Origin of the sequence: Paenibacillus eucommiae (assembly GCF_017874215.1) — a bacterium.
Taxonomy (GTDB): Bacteria; Bacillota; Bacilli; order Paenibacillales; family NBRC-103111; genus Paenibacillus_AI; species Paenibacillus_AI eucommiae.
Window position 1 is genome coordinate 117,390 of record NZ_JAGGLB010000015.1, and the last position, 24,766, is coordinate 142,155.

23 protein-coding genes and 1 other RNA gene are annotated in these 24,766 nt (G+C 44.9%); 5 read left to right on the forward strand and 19 right to left on the reverse strand.

Going from position 1 to position 24,766, the window contains the following annotated elements:
• Positions 1-36: 36 nt before the first annotated feature.
• The gene (locus J2Z66_RS21320; RefSeq protein WP_209974134.1) at positions 37-1,167 is read right to left on the reverse strand and encodes a class I SAM-dependent methyltransferase; all 1,131 of its coding nucleotides are present in this window, start codon (positions 1,165-1,167) and stop codon (positions 37-39) included.
• Between the two features lie 108 nt (positions 1,168-1,275).
• On the opposite strand from J2Z66_RS21320, the gene J2Z66_RS21325 reads away from it, so the two are divergent.
• The 3 genes from J2Z66_RS21325 to J2Z66_RS21335 all read left to right on the forward strand — a co-directional run bounded on the left by J2Z66_RS21325 (position 1,276) and on the right by J2Z66_RS21335 (position 4,024).
• Positions 1,276-2,256 (forward strand): hypothetical protein, encoded by a 981-nt coding sequence (locus J2Z66_RS21325; RefSeq protein WP_209974136.1) that lies wholly within the window; start codon positions 1,276-1,278, stop codon positions 2,254-2,256.
• A 151-nt stretch (positions 2,257-2,407) separates the two neighbouring features.
• Entirely contained in the window at positions 2,408-3,496 is a 1,089-nt protein-coding gene (locus J2Z66_RS21330; protein WP_209974138.1) for a coiled-coil domain-containing protein, read from the forward strand.
• A gap of 33 nt (positions 3,497-3,529) precedes the next feature.
• Positions 3,530-4,024 carry a hypothetical protein gene (locus J2Z66_RS21335; protein ID WP_209974140.1) on the forward strand — a complete coding sequence of 165 codons (495 nt, stop codon included), beginning with the start codon at positions 3,530-3,532 and terminating at the stop codon, positions 4,022-4,024.
• Positions 4,025-4,282: 258 nt separating this feature from the next.
• Here the strand turns inward: J2Z66_RS21335 and J2Z66_RS21340 are convergent, their stop codons facing one another.
• On the reverse strand, positions 4,283-5,614 hold the full coding sequence (locus J2Z66_RS21340) for a PhoH family protein (RefSeq protein ID WP_209974142.1): 1,332 nt from the start codon (positions 5,612-5,614) through the stop codon (positions 4,283-4,285).
• 101 nt (positions 5,615-5,715) lie between these two features.
• Here J2Z66_RS21340 and J2Z66_RS21345 point away from each other — a divergent pair, with 101 nt between their 5' ends.
• The gene (locus J2Z66_RS21345; protein WP_209974144.1) at positions 5,716-6,261 is read left to right on the forward strand and encodes a YhcN/YlaJ family sporulation lipoprotein; all 546 of its coding nucleotides are present in this window, start codon (positions 5,716-5,718) and stop codon (positions 6,259-6,261) included.
• 39 nt (positions 6,262-6,300) lie between these two features.
• Here J2Z66_RS21345 and J2Z66_RS21350 read toward each other — a convergent pair whose 3' ends face one another.
• The 15 genes from J2Z66_RS21350 to J2Z66_RS21420 all read right to left on the reverse strand — a co-directional run bounded on the left by J2Z66_RS21350 (position 6,301) and on the right by J2Z66_RS21420 (position 20,052).
• Positions 6,301-6,753 (reverse strand): pyridoxamine 5'-phosphate oxidase family protein, encoded by a 453-nt coding sequence (locus J2Z66_RS21350; RefSeq protein ID WP_209974146.1) that lies wholly within the window; start codon positions 6,751-6,753, stop codon positions 6,301-6,303.
• A gap of 102 nt (positions 6,754-6,855) precedes the next feature.
• Positions 6,856-7,134 (reverse strand): hypothetical protein, encoded by a 279-nt coding sequence (locus J2Z66_RS21355; protein WP_209974148.1) that lies wholly within the window; start codon positions 7,132-7,134, stop codon positions 6,856-6,858.
• Positions 7,131-7,571 carry a hypothetical protein gene (locus J2Z66_RS21360; protein ID WP_209974150.1) on the reverse strand — a complete coding sequence of 147 codons (441 nt, stop codon included), beginning with the start codon at positions 7,569-7,571 and terminating at the stop codon, positions 7,131-7,133. Before J2Z66_RS21360 ends, J2Z66_RS21355 begins: the two co-directional genes overlap by 4 nt.
• 23 nt (positions 7,572-7,594) lie before the next feature.
• The gene (locus tag J2Z66_RS21365) at positions 7,595-7,876 is read right to left on the reverse strand and encodes a YlaH-like family protein (RefSeq protein ID WP_209974323.1); all 282 of its coding nucleotides are present in this window, start codon (positions 7,874-7,876) and stop codon (positions 7,595-7,597) included.
• A 78-nt stretch (positions 7,877-7,954) separates the two neighbouring features.
• Complete coding sequence (gene typA / locus J2Z66_RS21370) at positions 7,955-9,796, reverse strand: translational GTPase TypA (protein WP_209974325.1); 1,842 nt, start codon at positions 9,794-9,796, stop codon at positions 7,955-7,957.
• Positions 9,797-9,979: 183 nt separating this feature from the next.
• Positions 9,980-10,462 carry a hypothetical protein gene (locus tag J2Z66_RS21375; protein WP_209974152.1) on the reverse strand — a complete coding sequence of 161 codons (483 nt, stop codon included), beginning with the start codon at positions 10,460-10,462 and terminating at the stop codon, positions 9,980-9,982.
• Positions 10,463-10,618: 156 nt separating this feature from the next.
• Positions 10,619-11,284, reverse strand: coding sequence for a TerC family protein (locus J2Z66_RS21380; protein WP_209974153.1), 666 nt, complete (start codon positions 11,282-11,284; stop codon positions 10,619-10,621).
• Positions 11,285-11,338: 54 nt separating this feature from the next.
• Positions 11,339-12,544 carry a tRNA uracil 4-sulfurtransferase ThiI gene (gene thiI, locus J2Z66_RS21385; RefSeq protein WP_209974155.1) on the reverse strand — a complete coding sequence of 402 codons (1,206 nt, stop codon included), beginning with the start codon at positions 12,542-12,544 and terminating at the stop codon, positions 11,339-11,341.
• Positions 12,541-13,722: a cysteine desulfurase family protein gene (locus J2Z66_RS21390; protein ID WP_209974157.1), complete on the reverse strand. Its 1,182-nt coding sequence runs from the start codon at positions 13,720-13,722 to the stop codon at positions 12,541-12,543. The genes thiI and J2Z66_RS21390 overlap by 4 nt, the downstream gene beginning before the upstream one ends.
• Before the next feature lie 1,547 nt (positions 13,723-15,269).
• Positions 15,270-15,965: a lytic transglycosylase domain-containing protein gene (locus tag J2Z66_RS43515; RefSeq protein WP_209974159.1), complete on the reverse strand. Its 696-nt coding sequence runs from the start codon at positions 15,963-15,965 to the stop codon at positions 15,270-15,272.
• A 120-nt stretch (positions 15,966-16,085) separates the two neighbouring features.
• Positions 16,086-17,432 carry a hemolysin family protein gene (locus J2Z66_RS21400; RefSeq protein WP_209974161.1) on the reverse strand — a complete coding sequence of 449 codons (1,347 nt, stop codon included), beginning with the start codon at positions 17,430-17,432 and terminating at the stop codon, positions 16,086-16,088.
• A 301-nt stretch (positions 17,433-17,733) separates the two neighbouring features.
• On the reverse strand, positions 17,734-18,075 hold the full coding sequence (locus J2Z66_RS21405) for a DUF4190 domain-containing protein (protein WP_209974163.1): 342 nt from the start codon (positions 18,073-18,075) through the stop codon (positions 17,734-17,736).
• 25 nt (positions 18,076-18,100) lie between these two features.
• Complete coding sequence (locus tag J2Z66_RS21410; protein WP_376774452.1) at positions 18,101-18,313, reverse strand: DUF1540 domain-containing protein; 213 nt, start codon at positions 18,311-18,313, stop codon at positions 18,101-18,103.
• Between the two features lie 45 nt (positions 18,314-18,358).
• A complete protein-coding gene (locus J2Z66_RS21415) occupies positions 18,359-19,456 on the reverse strand; it encodes a glycoside hydrolase family 15 protein (RefSeq protein ID WP_209974165.1) in 1,098 nt (365 codons plus the stop codon).
• A 95-nt stretch (positions 19,457-19,551) separates the two neighbouring features.
• Positions 19,552-20,052: a YpuI family protein gene (locus J2Z66_RS21420; protein ID WP_209974167.1), complete on the reverse strand. Its 501-nt coding sequence runs from the start codon at positions 20,050-20,052 to the stop codon at positions 19,552-19,554.
• A 163-nt stretch (positions 20,053-20,215) separates the two neighbouring features.
• Between J2Z66_RS21420 and J2Z66_RS21425 the strand changes: the two genes are divergently transcribed.
• Positions 20,216-22,141 (forward strand): S8 family peptidase, encoded by a 1,926-nt coding sequence (locus J2Z66_RS21425; protein ID WP_245375719.1) that lies wholly within the window; start codon positions 20,216-20,218, stop codon positions 22,139-22,141.
• A 169-nt stretch (positions 22,142-22,310) separates the two neighbouring features.
• Here J2Z66_RS21425 and J2Z66_RS21430 read toward each other — a convergent pair whose 3' ends face one another.
• Together J2Z66_RS21430 and rnpB are read right to left on the reverse strand one after the other, a co-directional pair.
• Positions 22,311-23,399 carry a saccharopine dehydrogenase family protein gene (locus J2Z66_RS21430; protein ID WP_209974169.1) on the reverse strand — a complete coding sequence of 363 codons (1,089 nt, stop codon included), beginning with the start codon at positions 23,397-23,399 and terminating at the stop codon, positions 22,311-22,313.
• Positions 23,400-24,265: 866 nt separating this feature from the next.
• Positions 24,266-24,689, reverse strand: an RNA gene (gene rnpB / locus J2Z66_RS21435) — RNase P RNA component class A.
• Positions 24,690-24,766: the final 77 nt, after the last annotated feature.

A 24,766-nucleotide genomic window follows, 5' to 3' on the forward strand; every position in this document is an offset into this window, starting at 1 on the left:
TTCAGCAAAAAGGTGACCCGGCTCATAAGAGCCGGATCACCTTTTTTTCGTTAGGATCAGTACTTTGAACAGCTCACTCATCTGGTCGCTGAGCAGCAGCTGCCGAATGCCCCTGTTCTTTTTGGCAACAGGACTGAACGGATCGGGATCAAAATGATTCATCAGCTTCTCGAGAATCCCCTGTTCCACCAAAAACTCACGTTGCGTCTGCAGCTTCAAAGCCGTCATTCCTTCTGCCTCGCCCGCAGCCACACAAGCCGAGAAGTTAACATGTGCCGTTATATCTTGTTCACCAACATAAATAAAGGGATCATCATAAGCCAGATGCTTGCGGTAACACATCAAGGTTCCCCGCATCCGGTGCCCTGCGTACAACTCCTCTGCCGTATCTCCATAGTCTATAAGAATGAGCTGCCCCTCTCCAATACGTCTAGCAACAGAACCGATCCAGTCCATAGCCGCGAGATTAATCTCTGCAATTTGGCCTTCCAAAAGTACTGAAAGGGGCTTATACTGACTGATGTAGGTGAGCAGCCGACCTTCCTGCAAGGGGAGCCACAACTCCTTAAAGCTGCCCTGCTCTTCTTCCCAGGATACATAGCTCTCATGCCAAAGACCATTCAACAAACAGATCCTATGGACGGGAAAAGCGTCTAGAAGCTCATTTGCAAGCACAAATACGCCTTGATCAGGGACCGCCTGCAGCCAATCCTGCTCATCAAGATAGTTGACTTTACCTGTGTGGGCAAGAAGCGTTTCCTGCTGCAATCCTCTATGATAACTGCTTGATTCAATCATTGTGTAAGCTAGGCGCTTGTATAACTGCGGTTCTTGCTCCCGAAGCTCATCCAGCACATGCAGCGCCAACCTTCCATTGCCCCCTCCCCACTCTACTACAAAGATCCTTTCCACTTGGTCAAAATGGGCACGCCACTGCTTGATTAAATAAGAAGCGATCATTTCTCCCATCAGCGGGCTTACCGAGGAGCTCGTGTAAAAATCGCCTTCTTTACCTATCTTTATTGCAGAATTACGATAATAGCCAAACGGCTCCTGATACAAGCATAACTCCATATAATCCCGGAAGGGTATCGCCTTCAAAGTAGACGCGCATATGCGCTCTGCAATGACCTTCGTCAGCTCCTTGCTGCCTGTTGAATCTGTCATTATTGTCCGTTCACCTCATCAAATGTTTTACATCATCATAACTTGTGACAAACCCCAAAGAAAGCTTTATAATAATATAGGGTTCAGGAAGGAAGGAGATAGAGAGATATGCGTAAAAAATGGTTGTCCTTGTCGCTAGCTGCCGTAGTAAGCATTTCCATGTTAACAGCATGCACAGACAATGCAAAAATCAAAGAAACAGTCGAAAACTCACTTGCCAAGCAAAATGAAATGAAATCATACAATTTCGAGGGCAGTGCACAGCTACAGCTTAGCGAGGGGTTGCTGTCTTCAACCAATCCGCTTGTTGGCGGACTTCTTTCATTAGTAAGAGAGAGCACGGTTGACTGGAAGGGTGCCGTAAGTGACGAACCGCTGCAAATGGAATTGGATCTTAAGCTTACACCCAAGGGGACTACCTCTTCCATAGCAATTCCAACTCTAATTAAAGATAGCAAATTGTATTTCAATATGCCAGCCATTAACAAACCGGACGAATATTACAGCGTTGATTTGAAGCAAATGAGCCAAGATAGCAAGAGCCCGCTAAATCTGGATACGCTGAAAAATACTCCGCAGGTGACTACTGCACTGCTTAAGCTATTTGTGAGCGGTTTGGATGCCAAATGGTTCGAGGAAGCGAAGAAGCCCGCAAAACTCACTGACGGCACTTCCGCAAAAACAATAACGATTGAAATTACGAAGAAAAATGAAGAAAAGGTCTCAGCCCTTTTCCAAAGTAAGCTGCCAGAATTTGTTCAAACGTTGCAAACCAACGGGCTCCTTACAGCAGACCAAGCTGATAAGCTTACAAAGGGCCAAGAAGCAGCCAAGCTGACCATTCAAGCACCTGGAAAGTTGGTCATGCTTATAGACGAGCAAGGCTTTATCCGCGATCAGACGCTGGACCTCATTTTCTCAGTAACGAATGCCGGCGGACAAGCTTCCAGCAATCAGCTATTGCTGCATCAAACTGTAGATGGCATTAATCAGCCGCCTGTCTTTACGAAGGAAATTCCGAAAAATGTGAAAAACTTCGACGATCTTCTAAAGCTGTTCAAAGGAACTGCCGGGAACGCAAAGCAATAGGCCTTATTCTTATCCGCTGATGCTTACCTTTCTTAGGGAGGGTAAGTATTTTTTGTGCTTTTTATCATAGAATTATGGTAATCTGTTGATAGCTCTTATACATGTACAGACAGTTTTCTTCACGGGATACTATCACGAAAGGGGGGCCGGAATGAAAACAAGAGTTATCTGCTGTTTACTAGCTTGCCTGCTGCTGCTCCAGATGCCACTCACGATCTTCCCTCTATCTTTTGCTGAGGAAGCGTTCGATCCTGATGAGGCCAAGGCGCTATTGCAAAAAGGGCTGACGATTTATGAAATCGATCGTGAAGTTGCGAGATTGAATGAACAAGACAAGAAAATTGCCGATCAAATACAGGCTACTAACCTCGATGTTGTGAAGCAGGGCAATAAGGTGCAAGAGTCCAGAAAGCATGCTGGCAGAGTTTTGAGAGCCTACTATACAGGCGATAGAGATTCTATTTGGCTGTTGATGTTCTCATTAAAATCCTTCTCAGATGTACTCAAAACGTATGAATACTTGCATATGATTGTGCAGAACGATCAGAGAGCCCTTGATAAATTCTCCGCTTCCTATGAACAATTAAAGGTTCTTCAGGTCAAGCTTGAGGCCTCACGAGTTGAGCTTCAAAAAACAAAGAGTGCTTATTTAACACAGCGAGAACGCCTGGTGAAGCTGCAGGAGGAGCTGGATAAACAGCTGGCTATAACCGCACAAGCTAAGGCTGTGGAGGAGCAGATCAAAAGCCTTAACAAAGAATGGGAAGAAAAAGGGCTGCCGCTTTTCCGCCAATTTTTTGAAGCACTTTCTTTAGCCTTTGTGGATTTGCCGGAGTTATTTACGAAGGATGGCGGTAAAAATATATCTTTGGATGGCACCGACGGGGCTACCTTCACCTTAAGCGACGGAAGCATGAATGAGTTTTTGCAAAGCAAGGACGCTTTGTTTACTAACCTTTCGTTCCGCTTTACCGGGGGAAAAGTCATTGTGTCAGGAAAAAGGGATAACGAAGACATCGTTATTCAGGGCAACTTCATTCTAATAGAAGGCAAAGATATGAACGAGGTACGCTTTACAGTGGATCAGCTCGATTTCAATGGCTATCAGCTGCCCGATACCACCATCACTTCACTGCTTGAGGAATTTGGTCTCAGCTTCTTCCCTCGCAAAACAGTTCCGATTGAAGTAACTTCCGTAACACCGCAAGAAGGCAAGCTGATCGTTAAATTAAAGTTTTAATATTTTCAACTCGCTAGTTATAAGGAGCATAGCATGCATACCAAACTTGCGCTTATGATGGACTTGCCTGAGGGTAAAATACCAGGCTTTTACGCACAGATCGTCAAATCACTGGGCAACCAGGTACAGCTTTTTGACCGCGATAAGGAAATGCTCATTGTCAATACCGAAGAGGACCGGCAGATTATTCTCGATATCATGAGCCATTATAAAGTTGCCTCAGAGTCTTTGGAGCTGTTGCTGCTCCCCCGGGAGGCCAATCTGACTGATACATTCAGCGATTATGGCTTCCTGAGCAAGCTTGACAATACTTATCTGTACATGGATAAGATAAGTCTGTTTCGCTTCAATACGGAGCGCCGCGGCACTCCAGAGGCTGAGCTGTCGCAAGCACTGCTGCAGCTGGAAGAGCATCTGATAGCTTATTTCAGCGAGAAGGAAGAAGTTATCTATGTCATCGATAAGCAGCTCACAGAGCTCGCTGAAGGCATTGCAAGGGCATATCAGTGCGAGATTATCTGGATATAGGAAGATGCTTTGTGGCGTCCTTTGAAGAGCGTGTTCGTGACGTCAGTGCGTGGGGAGGGAAGGGATGTGGGCTCCAGCCGCGGTTAAAGATGTGTTCCCTGAATGAAATGGGACACTACAGATTCCATGATTTTAATCATTTCATACAAAGATAAAGGCCATCCTCCTGCGACCCTGAATAGGGCGCTAGAAGATGGCCTTTTAATTTAACCTATGATTTCTAAAGAATTTGCTCTCTCCAAAGTAACAAAGCTTAATTTATAGCAAGTCAGCTGCCAATTGTGCCAGATGGGAACGCTCGCCGCGCTCAAGCGTAATATGACCACTTACACTTTCCTGCTTGAAACGCTCTACCACATACGTGAGCCCATTGCTGGAAGCGTCCAGATAAGGATGATCTATTTGCTCCGGATCACCGAGAAGCACAATTTTACTTCCTTCTCCTACGCGGGAGACAATTGTTTTGACTTCGTGCTTCGATAAATTTTGCGCTTCATCAATGATGATGAATTGTCCGGGTATGGAGCGACCGCGAATGTAGGTGAGTGCCTCCACTTGAATGCTGCCCATCCCAGCTAAAATTTTATCGATATCACCCGATTTTTTGGTGTCAAACAGAAATTCCAGATTATCGTATATCGGCTGCATCCAGGGACGAAGCTTTTCGTCCTTTTCGCCGGGAAGGTATCCGATATCTTTGCCCATAGGAACAACGGGTCTTGCAATCAGCAGTTTTTTGTATTTGTGCTCGTCTTCAATTTTCATCAGTCCGGCCGCAAGCGTAAGCAGTGTTTTCCCGGTTCCGGCTTTACCTGTCAAAGTGACGAGTGGGATTTCATCATTGAGAAGCAGCTCAAGCGCCATCCTCTGTTGTGCATTACGTGCTGAGATGCCCCAAATCGGCTCATTGCTAATAAATAGCGGCTCCAGCCTCTTTCCTTCCGCGTTCACTTTTAACAAAGCAGACTTAGAGGTACCCAGCTCATCCTTCAAAATTACAAATTCATGAGGGTTGAGCGTGTAAGAAAGATTCAACGAGTTTACGGTTAGAAACCGGTATGAATAAAATTCATCAATAACGGAAGGATGCACCTGCAGAGTCAAGCAGCCCGTATAAATATCCGATTGGGCAACGATGCGGTCTGTTAAATAATCTTGTGCAGTCAGTCCCAGGACATCTGCCTTGATCCGGACAAGCGTATCCTTGCTGACGATAATAACAGGACTGGGTTCCCCGCTTGCCTGCTCCTCGAGATGATAATTAAGCGCAACTGCGAGAATACGGTTATCGTTCGTGAGTTCCGCGAAGGCCTCCTGCAGCTTGGAAAAGCTTTTGTGATTCAGCTCAACCTTGATGCTCCCTCCACTTTCTAGCAATACTCCATCAGAAAGATTGCCTTTGGCCCTAAGACTGTCCAGCAGCCTGGATACTTGTCTTGCATTTCTGCCAAGTTCATCAGCATTTCGTTTCTTGGAGTCAATTTCCTCTAACACCACAGCCGGTATGACTACTTCATTGTCATCAAAAGCAAAAATTGCATTAGGGTCTTGAAGCAGCACATTGGTATCCAGTACATATTTTTTTTTCATCGTAGGTCCCTCCCTGGATTGGCGTTAGAGCTATACATAGAAAATAGCTGTTAAGGACAAATTAAACCAATCAAATCATCATATAGAAAGGATGCATTTACTTGAAATTAGTTTGCTTATCATTGCTGTTGGTGTTTTTTGCTGCAGGCTGCAGCCAAAACCAGCGAAACAACGTCCCCTCCTCTCCAAGTACGCAGCAAAATGGAATCAAAGTCCAGCAAATCGCTCCGCAAAAGCAAGAAATTGAGAATAAACAAGCTGTAAGCGACCGATTAGAAATGCTGGCCTCCAGCATTCCTCAGGTGCAGAGTGCACACTGTGTCGTGCTTGGCAATACAGCAGTAATCGGGATCAATGTAAACCCGGAAATGGATAGAGCCAAAGTTGGAACTGTTAAATATGCAGTTGCCGAAGCTCTACGCAAAGACCCTGATGGTGTGAATGCGATCGTCACTGCGGACATGGACGTTGATCAAAGGCTGCGTGAGATTAAAGAAAGTATCCAAGGTGGTCGGCCTGTATCCGGCTTTGCTGAGGAAATGGCTGATATTATTGGCCGCATCATGCCACAGCTGCCCAGAGATGTACAACCACCCGGCAATCCCGCAACCCAAGGAGCAAATCAGGTCGGACAGCCTGGCGCATAGCTGAAAGAAGCCAATAAAAGCCTAACAGCTGCATGCTGTTTAGGCTTTTTTCATCGCATCGAAAACTTGTCGGTCCAGCTTCTCAGCCGCACGTTTGTCATAGGTTTTCTCATATTCAGGCTCGGTAATAATTCGTGCTCCGTAGAACATAGCATCTCTAACTGATTCAATGTCTACATCAACACAAATCAGCTTAAAGGGAACCCCTTCCAGGGCTTCTGCAACTATGTTTGCGGTTCCGCTGATAGCATGTACAGACCCAGCACCAATAAAGCTCAAGGTAACTTGGTGATTCGCCAAAAGATTGGCAGCAATTCTTGATCGCTGATCAACTGCGAACCGAATCGTCTTGGAATCTTTGGCATAAACCCAGGAGATCGCATTTACACATGGTGCACCTGTTTCATAATCCAGGGTGCTCAGAAGCAGGAATTTCTCCTTTTGCAGGACTGCGAACAATGGATTAGACAATTCTGTAATGAGTTCAGCCAATGATGCTTGCACCTCCTACAAAGTAAGTGATGAGCTAACTTACTCCCTCATTATAGCATATGCGCTAACAAGCATCCACCGTTATGTATACCAACATTTCCCTTACTGTTCATTATATTTCGGATTGGAGAGAATATCCTCCAGCAGCTTTTCTGCAGCTTCCCGGTCAAAAACTTTTTTCTTGATGACATCTTCGTGTTCATAGCAAATATAAATCATTTCATCATCTTTACTATCGATATAAAAATCAGTCAATCCATGATCCTCGGTTAATATTTGTTCGAAAAAACCCATTGTCGCTTGGGCCGCGTGATCGTCTGGCCTTGCCTCAGCCACGATAACCATCTGCAGCCAATTGAAAAGCGCATCCTGCAATGTCACGTTTGGACACCGTCCTCCCGAAGTATAATGATGCTCCATCCCCGCTGCAGCCATTCTATGCAAATATGCTTCCAGCCAAGCTGGGCATCTGTCCATAGGTCGCCTTTGTCTAAAAGCAGCAGTGCAGCAGCTTCCTCGTTCCTAAGCAGGCGATCGAGGAAAGCCTCACCGCAATGGGATAAATGCAGCGGCTCGCCATTAAATATCAGCTCGCCTGCCTCGCTCAAATCAAGCTGCACATCCATATTGGATCCGCATAATTCCTCATCATCGCTAAGCAGCAGATCCGCTTTGAAGAGGGGCAGCAGCCTGGGATGAAGGCCATGCATCATCTGTCTGAATGCTTCGAACTCCCCGAGTGGCTGTCCAAGTATTCTTTCAGCCCCTAAGCGCAAAGGAGACCGCCCCAAAACAGGTGTGAGCCAATATCTAGGCATGTCTTAACGCCCCGTTCCCCCGATTATTCTGAGGACGATTTACGTCCGCTTCGTTTTTCAATAAAATAGCGCACCCTTACGAGCAGCATCAGAAAGATTGCTATGGCCAGACAAAGTATAATCGGAAGCCCCGCTAATTGAAAAAAAAGCAGCATCAAGGAGCCGATGCCCATAAGCACATATACAAGCAAAGCCTTCAATACAGGTAGTCTGCGTGTACGAAATACTTTGTTATACACATAGGAAAGAAATATGAAGATCAAAATATACGTTATGATTACATGATCAGCAAACCACTCATTCAACATGAAATGATGCCACCTTTCAAATATAGGGAAAAGGGAAATGCAGCTAGGCTTTCTCCGCATTTCCCTTAACTTGCTTTAAACTGTTGATTCAGCCGTTTTACGATGCTTCTCTGCACGCTCACGCTCACTTTTATTTAAAAGCTTTTTGCGTATACGCACAGATTTCGGAGTAATCTCACATAATTCATCGTCATTCAAATATTCAAGCGCCTGCTCCAAAGAATGTGAGCGTGGAGTTTTCATCTTCACGGTTTCTTCTTTGTTTGCAGAGCGGATATTATTCACTTGCTTTTCTTTACATATATTAACAATAATGTCGTTATCGCGATTATGCTCACCAACGACCATACCTTCATAAATCTCTGCTCCCGGGTACAGGAACATAATGCCGCGGTCTTCAACGGAAAGAATTCCGTAAAGAGTACAAGTGCCAGTTTCGCTTGAAACCAATACGCCTTCATGACGGCCGCCTACACCAGCGCCTTGATAAGGACCATAGCTGTCAAAGGCATGGTTCATGATGCCGTAACCGCGAGTAAGTGTCAGGAAGTTCGTTCTGTAACCAATAAGACCTCTTGCCGGAATATTGAACTCGAGTCTAACGTTCCCGCTTCCGTTATTGATCATGTTGACCATCTCTGCTTTGCGAGTGCCGAGACTCTCCATTACAGCACCCATGCTATCTTCAGGTACGTCAATGATAAGATGCTCAATTGGCTCCATCTTTTGTCCGTCAATAACACGGATGATAACCTCAGGTTTGGAAACCTGCAGTTCAAAGCCTTCACGACGCATATTCTCGATCAGGATGCCTAAATGCAGCTCTCCACGACCTGAAACAACAAACGCATCCGGGCTATCTGTGTCCTCAACCCGCAGGCTGACGTCCGTTTCCAGCTCTTTATACAAGCGCTCGCGGATTTTACGGGAAGTAACCCATTTACCTTCACGACCGGCAAAAGGACTGTTATTAACTAGAAAAGTCATCTGCAGCGTTGGCTCATCGATTTTGAGAACCGGCAGCGCCTCTGGGTTGGCAGGATCTGCAATCGTCTCACCAATGTTAATATCCTTGATGCCTGATATAGCAATGATGTCTCCTGCGCCTGCTTCCTCGATCTCAATTCTCTTCAGCCCCGAGAAGCCGAACAGTTTCTCGATTCTAGCTTGCTTCATACCGCCCTCGCGCGTCATTACGGCGACCGATTGGCCTTGGCGAATTTTACCGCGGTTCACACGTCCAACTGCGATACGGCCCAAATATTCGTTGTAATCCATTAATGTAACTAGGAATTGCAGCGGATCTTCCAAGCTTTCTGTTGGAGCAGGAATGTGCTCGACAATCGTTTCATAAATAGCAGCCATGTTCTCACCTTGCTGATCGGGATCCAAACTGGAGGTTCCCTGTAGCGCAGATGCGTACACAACATGAAAGTCAAGTTGTTCATCTGTGGCGCCAAGCTCAATAAACAAATCCAATACCTCGTCTACGACTTCAGAAGGACGCGCATTAGGACGGTCGATTTTGTTCAAAACGACAACCGGACTAAGGTTCTGCTCCAACGCTTTGCGCAAAACGAATTTGGTTTGTGGCATTGTGCCTTCGAAAGCATCGACAACCAACAGTACTCCGTCAACCATCTTCATAATCCGTTCCACTTCTCCGCCGAAATCGGCATGACCAGGAGTATCCAGAATATTAATCAGATTGTCTTTATAGTGAATAGCCGTGTTTTTGGCCAAAATGGTAATACCGCGCTCCCTTTCCAAGTCATTGGAATCCATCGCTCTTTCCTGGATGGCTTCATTCTCACGGAATGTTCCTGATTGTTGAAGAAGCTTATCTACCAACGTTGTTTTCCCATGGTCAACGTGGGCGATAATAGCAATATTACGAATTTTCTCTCTTGCATGCATGATGTTCAAAACCCTCTCTACCGATAAAATTTCTTCTTCATCCACAAAACAAGCGTCGGACAAAAAGCGCCGACGCCTGACATTTTCTTTTATTATATGTCCAAAGCTTGAAAAATGCAAGGAAAGTTGGCCTCTTTTCAAAAAATTCATATTATTTTCTTCTGGAAAAAGCTTAGAAAACGCTTACCAGGCCCTTGGTTTACGTATAATCATGAATACTCCGGCAAGCACTAAGAGAAGCGCAAGTAAATAAATGCCGATCTTAAACAAGAGCATAAGTCCCAAAAACGCAGCAGCGATAACAGCAAGCACAATCGATGCCGTAAGTAGTCCCCTCTCACTTTGCCGGTCAAACATGTACAGCTCGTACAGACCTACAGCTATACCGAATATAAACCCCGGCCATAGAAAGCTCATACTGTTCCATCCAAAAAGATTGCAAAAGAAAAACATCAAAGCGTATATAATCAGCATGCCTCCAGGAACCAGTACAACGGAAGGAAGTACCCGATTAAAATAAAACAAATGCAGCAGCACACCTGGTATTAGAATAAATAAAGGCCATAACATAGCGCCTAAAAAGTGAAACACGCCAAGCTTCCCAAACAGAAGTACAATCGCCACTGCGATCAGCACAATTCCGATGGAGTAATTATTTCTCGACATCCGAATTCCTCCCTTTATCGACACTTACCACCTTTATATTATCCCAACTCACAAAAAAATGCTAGGCAAAGCGAATGAACACAAAACAAGATTCAATTTTATATACAAAAAAACCGTTCCCCTGACTGATCAGCGAAGCGGCTTTCCATGTATGCTTTATCTATACCTCGCCTTGAGCGCTTTGCCGCCAAACCCTGCTCCAAGCACCAACAGTGTAGCGGCAATAGGAATTCCGGCATGCAGCAGCTTGTTATCCTGCAGAAACCACTCGATCATCTTATCATCCTGAATGAACATTTCTCCCGCCGTATATCCTAGTATTCCAGCACCCAGATAAACCAGAACCGGATATTGGTTCAGAAGGCTTACAACTAGCGAACTACCCCAGATAATAACAGGGATGCTTAGGCCAATCCCAAGAATAATAACAGTCGGATTGCCATTTCCTTTGGCCGCAATTGCCAATACGTTATCGAGACTCATAATAAAATCTGCGGTAATAATCGTTCGAATTGCTTTTCCCAGCGTTGAAGCTTCTTTAATGTGGGAATGGTTGTCGTCGTCGGTGAGCAGCTTGATGGCAATCCAGAATAACAAAATCGAGCCTGCCGCTTGAATAAATGGAATTCCCAGCATTTTCACGGCGACAAGGGTTAGTACCAAACGCAATGCAATAGCCCCAAAAGCCCCCCACCATATGGCCTGCTTCCGCTGCTGAAGCGGGAGATTTTTGCTGGCCATGGCAATGACCACTGCATTATCGCCGCTTAATACAATATTAATTAACATAATTTGCATAAATAAGATGAGCTCGTCCAGCATACACGCATGCCTCCCGATAAACCAAATGCAGGAGCAGCACCTATGGTTTCCTCATCAGAATAAATGCTCGTCAGCCTCGTCCTTATCATCTATCCGGATCACTATAGTTTCCGTAAGACGGATCGCTTCCGCCTCCAATTGCGGCAGGAAATCCATTTGCTCCTCGACTTTCTCGACAACGCGCAAATTTGGATTCGTGCTTGGGTTGTCTGGCAGGAACAAGGTGCAGCAATCTTCATAAGGAAGGTTGGAAATCTCAAACGTCTCAATTTGCCGGGCAAGACGGACAATCTCCTTCTTGTCCAACATCATAACAGGCTGCAGAATAGGCAGCGTCACGGACCTGCCTATAGCATTTAAGCTCGGCAGAGTCTGGCTGGCAACCTGGCCAAGGCTCTCTCCTGTAACAAGCGCCAGAAGCTCCTCACGCTGCGCTACCTTCTCAGCAATCCGGTACATCGCTCTGCGCATAATCGTGACAAGCAAATTATCCTTATATACCCCATGAATCGAAGTTTGTACCTCCGTAAACGGAACCAGATGCAGCTTGATGGAATTCGTATAAGCAGAAAGCTTGCGGGTCAGATCGATAACTTTTTGCTTGGCTCGTTCGCTCGTATAAGGATAGCTATGGAAATGGATCGCTTCCAGTTCCAGCCCTTTACGCATAGCGAGCCAGCCAGCAACAGGGCTATCAATACCGCCAGAGAGCAGCAGAAGTGCTTTGCCGCTGCTGCCATGCGGAAATCCTCCAGCACCGTCAATTACTTGCATGTACAGCAGTGCCTGCTGTTCCCGCAGCTCAATACGCAATTCAACCTCTGGCTGATGGACGTCCACCTTTAATCCCGGGCATGCCTGCAGCACATATCCACCTACCAAATAATTCATTTGCTGGGTATCATAAGGAAAGTCTTTGTTCACTCTGCGCACGCTCACCTTGAACGTTTTGGGGATTTGCGGCAAAGCTTGCATCATGCCAAGAGCCTGCTCACGAATCACTTCCAATTCAAGCGGGACATGAAATGCCGGACTGTAAGAAGTTAAGCCGAACACTTTGTTGAGAGATGATGAAATTTGATCATAGGGTGCTCCCCCTATCTCCACATATACGCGGCCAAACTCTTGTTTATACCTTAAATCTGGAAAAGCTGCTAAAGACTTGCGTATTTGTGCCATGACGCTTTTCTCGAAACGACCGCGGTTCCTGCCTTTTAACGTCAGTTCGCCCAATCTTAAAATAAGACAATCAGGATTCATCGGCGTCTCCCCCTTCCAACTTCATATTTATGTTGAGCGGGTGCCAACATCTTAACAACCCGTTGCAATGCATCTATAAACGTCTGAGCGTCCCTCTCCGTCTCATTGCCAGAAAAACTTACTCTAAGACCACTTGAAGCCTGACTCGGCTCATAACCCATTGCAAGCAGCACCTTGCTTGGCTCCTTATTGCCGGCAGCGCAGGCAGATTTCGTAGAAATATAAATTTCAGACTGCTCCAACGCATGTACGATTACCTCAGCCTTCGTGCCAGGATACATGAAATGTACAATATGTGGTGCCATATCTCCAACTATTGCCGACCCGCTCACCGTTAGTCCAGGAATCGCTGCTATCCCATCCACAAGCAGTTGGCGTATCCGATACATTCGTTCCAAGTCTGTGTCCCGCCGCTCCATAGACATCCGCAGCGCCTTCGCCATCCCGACAATCAGCGGTACATTTTCCGTACCTGAGCGCATACCGTGTTGCTGGCCTCCTCCAACAAGCTGCGGCTGAAGCTGGATGCCTTCACGACAATAAAGAAAGCCGATTCCCTTCGGACCCCCAAATTTGTGCGCAGAGGCGCTTAGCAAATCAATCCCGGCTTCCCTAGGAAGAAGCGGAAGCTTAGTAATGCTTTGAATTGCATCCACATGGAATTTGATTTGTGGATAGGCTGCTAGCAGCTTCCCAATCTCTGCTATCGGCTGAACTCTGCCCATCTCATTGTTCACATGAATCAGACTGACTAAGATCGTATCTTCGCAAATCGCTTCTTTTAACGCGTCTATAAGGACCAATCCGGTTTCATCAACCGGCAAATAAGTCACTTTAAAGCCCTGAGATTCTAGCTCAGCGAAAGCTTGAGCTGAGGAAGGATGCTCGATTTGACTGGTGATCAAATGCCGTCCTCTTCTTTGTGCCAACTGGGCATAGCCTTTAATCGCCAAATTATTGCTTTCCGTTCCGCCTGAGGTGCAAATAATTTCCTTTTCGGAACTTACCTGCAATATTTCAGCTATCCCCTTTTTCGCCCTTTGCATAAGACGCTCCGCCTGGACACCAAGCCGATGGATAGAAGAAGGATTGCCCCAATGGCGTCTCATCACCTCTGCTATCGAATCTATGACCTCCTCGTAAGGCGGAGTCGTGGCAGCATAATCGAGATACAGCATAATAATTCTAAATTCCTTTCACAAATAAATTGATAACTGATCACCGAAGTACAGATCAAACTATAGATCCAACCACATATCTAACTATAGATCTAAATACAGATCTAAAAACAGATCTAAATACAGATCTAAATACAGATCTAAATACAGATCTAAATACAAATTGAATCACAAATCAAACTACATCAAATTACAAATCTAATCTTAATTAAAGCTTAAAACCGTGTGCAACTCAAGCAATTGAAAAGAAAAACGCTTTGCGGTGCTTATTGAGGTGCTCTTTGAGGAGTGTGTTCGTGACCTGAGTGCGTCGCACAGGGAATGGATTTGGGCTTCAGCCGCTGTTAAAAATGTATTTTTCTTAATTAGACTTTGGCGGTAGAAACCCATCTTTAAATGCGTACGCTAACGCTCTTCCACCAACACCCGCTCCCTACCAGCTAAGTAGTGTAAGAACACCAAGCTCAAGCGGACAGCCAGTAAGGTGTTTTCTCCTCATTGGAGGAAACTCCCTAACGGGCAAAGGTGCTGGAATGAAGAACTGAGAGGAACTGCTACTTTAACGATGTTTTTCATCGCTAAAAGCACCAGATCACCCCACAACCATACTTTAACAATGAATAACATCATTAAAATCCCTTTTAGCCCCCAGATGAGGCCATCCGTCCTCTTTTAACGATGAAAATCATCATTAAAGTGGCTGATTACCGGAAAACCCTTGCTTTAACGATGAAAAACATCGTTATGTGAAGCATACGCTCATTTTGTGGGGGGCGGACCACTAAAACGAAAAGGACTGGGGCCGTTCAGACGATGACAGATCCAATTCCAAGCAGCTTACGGACACATGAGATACGCTATTTATGACAAATAGGGTCCTTTGGGGATCGCTACGGACATCAGATACCTTATTCGCCTTATCTTGAGGTTTTAGAGCTCCTTTTGATTCAAATAGCGGATCTGAGGTCCGTAAGCTTCCCAAAATAGGGAAATTTGAAACAAATAACGGCCCTCATGTCCGTAATGCTTGACATTCCCCTTCTGCCACTACTTTGCCACCTACTTTGTCACCTACTCTGCCCCCATACTTCAGACTTCTTCCAAATTTTTTTATAAGGTATCCCTGTTTCATCCTTTAGTGCCTTCATAGGCCTTCATCGCTATAAAGCACCTTACACTTTTTTATCTGTAAAAAAAGCCGTTCCCACTTAAAAGAAAGAGGGAGCCGGCTTTTCATATATTAACTAGTATAGCACCGTTAAAGCACACATCCGCTTGAACAGCTGCTTTAAACCCAGAAAGAAAAATCCTTGCCGGCTGTCCGTTTGATTATCGCTTGTTCTGCACTATGTATGCTGAGAGAGGGAAGGACTGTGGGTGGAAAAGCGATAGCGTCCGCATTTAAAGATTTGTTCCAACCCCCATATCCATTCCATTCAAGGGAACAAATCTTTAACAGCGGTTGGAGCCCACAGTCCTTCCCTCCCCCATGCAACCAGGTAATGAACAAGCACCTCAAAGGACGCCGCAAGGCAAATTTTCTTGAATTATTCGTAAATTTGCTTCAAGCCCAGCACCTTGCTGATATAAGCCTGCGTTTCCTTAGGCAGTAAATGGAGCTTCTGCTGCAGGTCCTCTTCATTACGAATGCCAAGCCGATCCACACGTCCAGGACCAGCATTGTAAGCCGCCAATGCAATTCCTTCATTGCCGCCGTATTTATTCAGTAAGTTGGCCAAATATTGCGTACCGCCTTGAACATTCTGCTGAGCATCAAAAGAATCAGTCACACCAAGCCCTCTGGCCGTGCCGTCCATTAATTGCATAAGTCCCTTAGCTCCTGCCGAAGAAACAGCTTGGCTGTCAAAGGAAGATTCCTGATTAATAACAGCCTTAATTAAACTGACATCAACGCCAAACCTGCTGCTTGCTTGATCGATAAGAGAATCGTAGTCAGTTGAGCCCGTCTGAGCACTGAACTGAAGTGGTGTATACGATTTGTTTAAACCCAGCAATGAGCTCGGAAGAAGCTCGTTATTTTCGTTATTTAGTTCTGGCCAGTCTGCCAGTGAATCAGGCTGCATACTTGCACCGGGTATAGGTTGTCCCATAATGCTTTGCAGTAAAGCGTTGAAATCCGTCTCAGAATCCTGAGCAGCGTCAGTACCTCCGGAAAGCAAACTGCTGCTGTTTAACAGTTGAAGCCGCAACAGCTGACTCATCGCTCTTGGATCTATACTCATAATCGACCTCATTTCAATATGTAGGGGCATGTTGGGGCAGATACGCATAACTGCCGCGCAGCCAACTGAAGAATGTGAATAAGGCTGCACGGCGTCATACAACTTGCTATAATCTCAGAACTAAGAAATATTTTGCTCAAGCATATCTTCCTGTACAACTAGTTTGCGAACCATAATTCTGGAGATGCGTAAATGATCGGTTTCTTCCACAACAAACTGAAACTCCTCATTGTACATGACCTGCTGATTTTTGCTAGGAGGCATCTCGATTTGCGAGTATACCCAGCCTCCGATCGTATCATAATCGTCTGAGGTGATCTCCAGTCCAAAATAATTGTTAACTTCGTCAATAAGCAGCAGACCATCAATTGAGAAGGTGTTTTCATCCTTCATCTCAATGGTAGGGCGTTCCTCATCGAATTCGTCCTGAATTTCCCCGACGATTTCCTCCATGATATCTTCTAAAGTTACAAGTCCTGAGGTGCCTCCGTACTCATCGATCAAAAGTGCCATTTGACCGCGTTTTTTTTGTAAAATTTTGAGCAGATCGCTAATTTGAATGGAATCGGGAACTGTCATAAGAGGACGCATAATTTTCTTGATCCCCTTCAGATTAGAATCTGGCTTAAGTAAATCCTTAATGTGCACAAACCCGATAATATTGTCTTTATCAGGATCGCAAACGGGATAGCGCGTACGCATATCCTTAATGGCAAATGCTAAATTCTCGGCATAAGAAAGGTTAGCGTATAAACACTCCATCTCTGTACGCGGTATCATAATTTCTTTGGCTGTAGTATCTGCGAATTCGAATATATTGTCAACAAGCGTAAGCTCTGTGTTGTCTATGAGACCGTTTTTGTGACTTTCTTTCATCAATACCCGAATTTCTTCCTCCGTATGCGCGATTTCATGCTCAGTGGTAGGCTCAATCCCTACGCGGCGCAGCATCCAATTGGAAATACCGTTTAAGACCCAAATAAAAGGAAACATAATTTTGTAAAAGAGAACCATAGGTGCTGCAGAAAGCAGTGTGATTTTCTCCGCTTTACGTATAGCATATGTCTTAGGGAACTGTTCCCCTAATGTAATATGGAGCGTAGTCATTAGAGTAAAAGCAATGAGAAATGATATGGTATGAAATACTCCGTCTGATAGCCCGAAGGGCTGCAGTAACGGACCAAGCATTAAAGCGAAGGCTGGCTCACCCACATACCCCAAGCCTAACGAAGTAAGTGTGATCCCAAGCTGACAAGCCGACAGGTACGCATCCAGATTGTGAATGATCCCTTTGGCAAATTTGGCATTCGTGCGCCCCTCTTCCGCTAGTGTGTCAATCCGGCTGCTTCGTACCTTCACCATAGCAAATTCAGCGGCAACAAAAAAACCATTTAGCAAAACCAAGCCAAGCACTAAAGCTATATTCCATAACAACGGTAACGGATCACTATCCAATACCTTACCCATCCCCTCTTGTAGAGCCGAGGAGAATAGGTCCACCTCCCTTAAAAATAAATTTTTAATGATTACTATACATTATATATTACTACTACCCTATACAGTCAAATGCACGGATATGTCTTCCCCCCGCAAAAACTATAACCATACGGGAGCTATCTCCGTATTAACCTCCGACAATGCGTATATTTCCGTATATATTCGCTTCTATCCGGTTTTACGGCATTTTTAATAAAAATTACCTATGTAAAAAAAAGAAAGCAAGCCCGTTAAGGCTTGCTCAAATTTCTTTCTTGCATGTCCAAACGATTTAAGGGAAATAAGGCAGCAATAAAAAATAAGCAATAAAAGTAACCAGACCTATTGATATCGACCAAGTACCTAATGATTTGCTGCCGCCTCTGAAAGCAATAAATCCAAGCACAACTGCGATTGGGCCAAGAATAGCTGGCCATACGAATAAGGCTGCCAATGCAATAAATAAAGCCGTATATCCAATTTTCCGGGATTGGAGCCCTGCCCCTGCGGATCGTGATTCATGGCTTTCATCTCTTCGGCCATTGTGCTGTTCCGTCAGAGGTGCGGTAATTTCAGCAGCATATTCCTCAAATTCATCGCCGCCAAACTTATTCCGGTCATCATCTTTTTCCATAGGTATAACCTCCACTTGAGGAAAGCTATTTTTTCTGTTTAAAAGTGTGACAGCAGGTATTCTCAGCTTTGCTTGCCGTATCCTTATGCTCCGAATCAAACGATTCGCCGGCAAACTCTTCATTGAAATTGGCATTCGCATGCTTGTCGATCTCGATCATGATTACGTCGGCCTGGCAGTTGTTTCCTTCTGACCAATAGCTGCAGTTAGCAACAGCACATTTTACTTGCGGCATCATTATCACCCCCATCACAATATTCCCGGATTCAAGGGGTGATATTCTTTAGCCCAGCTTGTTAGAAAGTACCAGCAGCATCGCATGTGACCAAAGCAGCGGTAAGGGAGGACGTCCCAGGCGGTTCACCCAATCGTCATAAGCCGAAACGCTGCGGAGAGCATCAGGTACCTGCTCAGGAAGCCTCCCCAGTGCGTCTGCTTTGGAAATAATCCAGTTCAGACAACGGTTGGCTTCTTCACGATCACCGAGCTCGGCCTTCAGCCATCCGTACCATGCAGTTAAGAGCAGCCATTCACCGCCGCCATAATAAGTATCCGCGGCATAACGCTGAATGCCTTCATGCTTAAGTTCTTTTTCAATGGCCTCCACAGTTGCCAGCATCAGAGGATCTGAGGGCTCTACAACACCAAAAGGCAATGCTAGCCATAACAGGCTCGCATCCACTCCCGGCTGAACCGGCTGCCATTTTCCATCTTGATATTGGACGGACTTTACGAAACGCTGTTCCAGAACCGAATGCTCCAGAAGGAAGCTGCGGATTTCCTCTGCTTTGGCCAATAGCTCTGGGCGATTTTCCAGCTCTCCAAGAGCATGCAGCCCTCCGTAAATACAAGCTAAAGTGGAAGGATGGACATAATCCGAAAATTCCTCCCAGCAATCATAATTAGGGAACAGCCAAAATGCCTGCAGATATTCCACGGTTAGTTCAATACTTTCCCTGTAAATCCTTAATAAAGCGTCATTCCCAGTCCTTCTTATATGCTCGCAAAGCCCCCATAACCAAGCCCCATAGCCATCTAGCTGGAAGTTGCCCCAATCCGAATGATCATCCCTTCCATCCAAATGGTAGCGCGTATTCAGAAACTCACTCCGTTCAATCCAAATGCCCTCTCTTTGCTTGCGCAGCAATTCCTGGACCTGATCCTTTTTAGTTTGCAAAACACGGTCTACCCATTCATAGAATTGCCCAGCACTTTCCGGCTCCCCTGCCGTATCCATCGCATAAGCGATAAATGAGCCGTCTCTAAGCCAGCTATACCCATAATGCGAAAAAAGCGGGCAAGCGACATATCCCCCACTAGGATGCTGATTCAGCTTAATAATCATCTTACTTTGATTTATTACATCTTCTTCCTTATACATTCCAGTTCCCCCTTATCATTCTCCTTTAAAAAGAAAAGAGATGCGCATCGAGCTCGCATCCCTTTCATCCCCCTCAGATTCAGGGAGAGCTTATCCTATAATTTCTCGCCTTGCATACGGCGTTGTGTAATGTAGTCGGTCTCATAGTAAGATAATTCCTCGCGAAGCTCTTCAAAAATTTTGGAAAGCTCGATCGTCAAATCGCGCAGTTCACGAATCGGTTTTTTACGGAAACGGATAGCATCCTGTCCCGTGTAAGCATAGCGGCCATCTTCCGAATAACATTCGTTTTTCGGGTAGAAGAAGGCATTTACACAAGTATGGTACACCTCATACAGGACCTTTTCTGAAAAATCCACATTAAAAGTAGGGCGACGCAAACAAACTCCCAGCTTTTCATAGGCTACCTCGCAAAAAACAAGCAGATGCCTGGTGTCCTGTAAATACCCGCGATAAAATTCCTCCATTGCAGGATCGTTCTCAACATTCAATAATGGTAAAGAATTTTGATTCAGGAAAACCTCCATTTTTCCGGTTGCTTCCTTCATCTTGGATTGAGCAGATTCACAAATATTTTTTACTTTGAAGACAGCCATACATAAGTTACCTCCTAAATTTGCGCTTTTCCTATAGTACCATAAATTTTCCGTAAAAGGTATATGTAAACGCAGGAATGCGCGCATAAAAGCTTTATCTGAACCCCACCCTAAAAGCTAAACAAGGGAGAAATCCAAGATTTAAAAGGAGGCTTCAAAATCCATGTGGCGTTATATAAGTTCCTTTTTGATTATTATGGGCTTAGGTATGTTTGTTTTTTCAAGCCAGCAGCATGTTGAACGGCCCCCACAAGCTGAAATTTATGAGGCCAAACAGGAAGTAACAGCCAAAGAAACTATTCTTAAAAATGACATTCAAGTAACAGACGAGCTCTGCCGCACTCAATGCTCTCTGGATTTAAAACAAATGAGTCAGGATATTATGAAACATAATGCTGGAAATGATAAGAACATGACTGCCAGTATGCTGCATACGATGAGAACCGGCCATGAAAAAATGGATATGCTGATGTGGACTAAGCGCAGTGAGCCGCTCGAAGCTGGTATTCAGGAAGGGACGCTTCCTTCTGAAATACAAGAGCAAGTGCTTGCTCTTGTGAAAGCGGCCAAGGTGTCGGTTGATAAAGGAACGCCGTACCAATCTCCATTAATTGGAAACGGGAGCCGTTCATATTTTGTGCTAGGTGTAGTCTCCGAAGATGACAATAAAAGCGGATCGCTTATTGGCGTTATTCATCAGGATATTTTGCAGCATGTAACTGACCATCAACTCAAAAATTTAAGATTGGAACCCTATCCCAAAGATAACCACTGGAAAACCAAATCCGTTGAAACCGGGACATTAAGGGAAAAAGTAATTGATCATCCCGAAGACAATCAGAATACAAGCCATTACCACGAAAATGAAGTCGTCGTTCGATTCAGGCAGAACCCTACTCAAGTGCAGCTTGCACAAATCACAAGAGAAATTAACGCCCGTTCTGTGCGCCAGCTGGCCTCTACTTATGTATTTATTGCCGAAGGTATGGAGGCTAAGCAGCTTATCGATTACTTCAGCAAATGGAACGTTGATTATGTCGAGCCGCATTACCTTTATCTAACGAACGACACTATACATGAAACTAAAAAAATGGATCAATCGCCAGCCGTGTCAGACAATCTGGAAGCTAATTTCGTTCCCAACGATCAACTTTTCAAAAGATATCAATGGAATTTGCCGCTTATTGAAACGACACAAGGCTGGCAGGTAACCCGCGGGGCCGAGGATGTAATTGTAGGTGTTGTGGATACCGGAGCAGATCTAAATCATCAGGATCTAAAAGATCACCTAGTACAAGGCTATAACGTAGTTGAACAAAATGATACCCCTGATGATGACGTCGGACACGGCACACACGTAACTGGAGTAATATCAGCAGTTGTAAATAACAATCTAGGTGTAGCAGGGATGACTTGGTATAACAAGGTAATGCCTGTAAAAGTGTTGGATCAAAGTGGCGCAGGAAGCACCTACTCCGTTGCAGAAGGAATTATCTGGGCAACCGACCACGGAGCCAAGGTTATTAATATGAGTTTAGGCAACTATGCGGATTCCAGCTTTCTCCATGATGCTATTCGTTATGCATTCGATCGGGACGTTGTATTAATTGCAGCAAGCGGAAATGATAATACTGAACAGCCAGGCTACCCGGCAGCTTATCCCGAGGTTTTGGCTGTTGCTGCTACCGATGCACAGAATAACAGAGCATCCTTTTCTAATTATGGGGACTATATAGATGTGGCAGCTCCAGGAGTTAACATTGCCAGCACCTACTTAGGAAACCAATATGCGGCGTTGTCGGGCACTTCAATGGCAAGCCCGCATGTCACAGCATTAGCCGCTTTAATACGTTCAACAAATCCCAATCTTAAAAACACAGAAGTCTACGATGTAATCCGCCAAACTGCTCAAGATTTAGGCCCGGCAGGAAAAGATAATGATTTCGGCTATGGCATCATCGATGTAGTCCAAGCCTTACAAGCAGCTTCCAACCAAAAAAACCGCAGCGTCAATACCTTACCGCAGTTTATATCTAATCCGTTTGAAAAAATCCAGCAAAAGCTTGAGTGGCTAAGGAACATGCGTTAACATTTAGCTTCTCACTTTTTTCATAGCCGTCAGTATTGTGATTGCCGTTAGGCTTCATTTTATACTGGCGGTTTTACTACTTTTTATCGAGGTGTGAGGTGTTGAGTTCTGAGTTCTTATAACTTGCTACATTATTTTCTGAGTGACCTACAAACTCCGGAGTATTATATCATTTTGGAAGCATATACTCATTAATTCGTGTATCGAAGATGACCCCCTGATTTTCAGAATGTAGTAAATTATCCAGTTCAAACAACTGTTCAATATGATATACACCATGCGGCAGCTCAGAGAGGTATACAATATTAGCAACAGAAGCGGCTATAGACGCCGTAATCCTTGCTTCATTCCTCCCTTGTAAAAAACACTCTGCCAACACAGTCTTTTGATTTTTCATCCCTAGAGCATCGACTTTCACAACAAATATATCCTCTCCAAATTTCATTTTTCCGAACATTTGAACGACGATATTACGTATCGGTTTAAACTTCAATAAACGAAGCGAGCCTGTCGCCCTAAGCCAAGCTATCAATCCAGTCACCACAGTGGAATCGAAACTGAGACGCGTGGAAACACTCGGTACACCAAGGGTACGCGGCAGCACATGTTGATCCGAGAAATTGAACCTGTATGCCATCTTACGTCCCAGCCCTGCTCCAAAATCCGTTTTCCTGCCGTCTGCAAAACTCGCAACCTTTACTTTTTTATTTTTCTTCACCACTTCAAAATTCGTACCCAAATTGTCAACAGTCCACTCAATTGCCGCTTTCCCATGCTGGTCTCCCATGCCAAGCATAATGGAAATGTCTATAGCATCCACTTGATCCATTAAGTTCTTAGCCTTGAGTGCCAGCAAGTTCGTAAGTCCAGGTGCAAGTCCAATGCTCAGTACAGCAGTTGCACCATTCGCCTCAGCCACCGCCTGTAATTTTTCCACTTGAGTCAGAAAGGAATATTTTGCAGAAACATCTACGTAATGAATCCCATTGATCAAACAAGACTCAACAAAGCTGGTATTCGTTTGGTCCAAGCACATGATAACAAGTTTGACGTCGTTTATGAAATTCGTATCGAAACCTTCCTCAATATTAATTTGTAAAGGCCTCACCTTCCCGCCAGTTGCCCCACTGAATTCCTCCGCACGCTCAAGGCTTCTCCCCGCCGCATACACTTTACCTGGATACAATTCACCGAGCTCCCTACATATCATTTGCCCTACATGTCCATATCCGCCAACAACAACAATGTACTCCTTCATAGGTGTCTTCCTCCGTTTTGGGTGAATTTTACTTTCATCGAGAAATGTTAGAAAAGTTATTTTTGATTATAGTTGCTGAAAAACTCTTCTGCCGTTGATAAGATTTTTTATAAGATTTTTGATAAAATTCTTGATATGATTCCTGTTAAACTTCCTATTTGACCACTTACGCCTCCTGTAGTATAGATGCTAAACTAAATTTCTAAAAAAATTTTATTATCAAACGGCCTGGGCGGCGTCCTTTGTTTCCTTTGAGCCCTCTTCCCTCCCAACTACTTTCGCACCAACATACAAACTCACCGAACAGCGAGGAGATTTGAAGCGGGCAAAGGTGCTAGGGATGAAGATCTGCTAATTTAGCGATGTTTTTCATCCTTAAAAGGACCTGGTCGTCTCCACAACCTACTTTAACAATGAAAAACATCGTTAAAATCCCTTTTAACCACCCAAAGAGGTCATCCGTCCTCTTTTAACGATGAAAATCATCATTAACGTGAAGGTTTGCCCTGGAAACACTTGCTTTAACGATCAAAAACATCGTTAAGTCAAGCTCCCTTCTGGGGAGACGGGCTGCTAGGGCTGCTACTCTCGTTCTTCCGCTCCTTCCTCTCCTTCGCTATTTCCCTCTTTTCCCTTTCAGCTAAAAAAGTGCCGAAAAAGCCATGGTCCAGCAGGTCCAGCTGACGGTCAGCCATTTCATATTTTTAGTTTAGTATCTATACTATTAATTGTCAAGTTAAGCCCACTCGAGTCTCCTGAATTGTCGAAGAAACCAATTAAAGACAGAAACATAAGCATCTAAAAAAGACAAAAAAACTGGAGTATATTACTTTCCAGTTATCCGCATTTACTATTTAATTAGACTTATGGAAAGTTTGACGTAAGCCGGGTTCTGTGCTTCCAGTGGTAAAACGGGTGTCTAGCGCCCTCCCACCGTTGAAGTGACAATCATCTATCTAGGCCATACATTGCTATATGGCTCAAGCGACCAACCCGAACGCGCCTCGGGCAAAGGCTGCCGCTGCAAGAGCGGCCTGCGTCCCTCTAGGTCTTGCTCCAAGTGGGGTTTACCAGGAACTATGTCACCATAGCTCCTCGTGGTCTCTTACACCACGGTTCCATCCTTGCCTGTGCGATTCACTCAAGAGTGTAAAGCCATCGGCGGTCCATTTCTGTGGCCCTATCCTTCAGCTCGCGCTGACTGGACATTATCCAGCACCCTGCCCTATGGAGCCCGGACTTTCCTCTCGCGACGGTTTACCCGGCGCCAGCGATTGTCTGGCAAACTTTCCAATGCATATGCTAGTATACAGGGAATCGTCAAGAAATTCAACCGGAAATCTTTCCTATGTTTTCACGAGCGATGA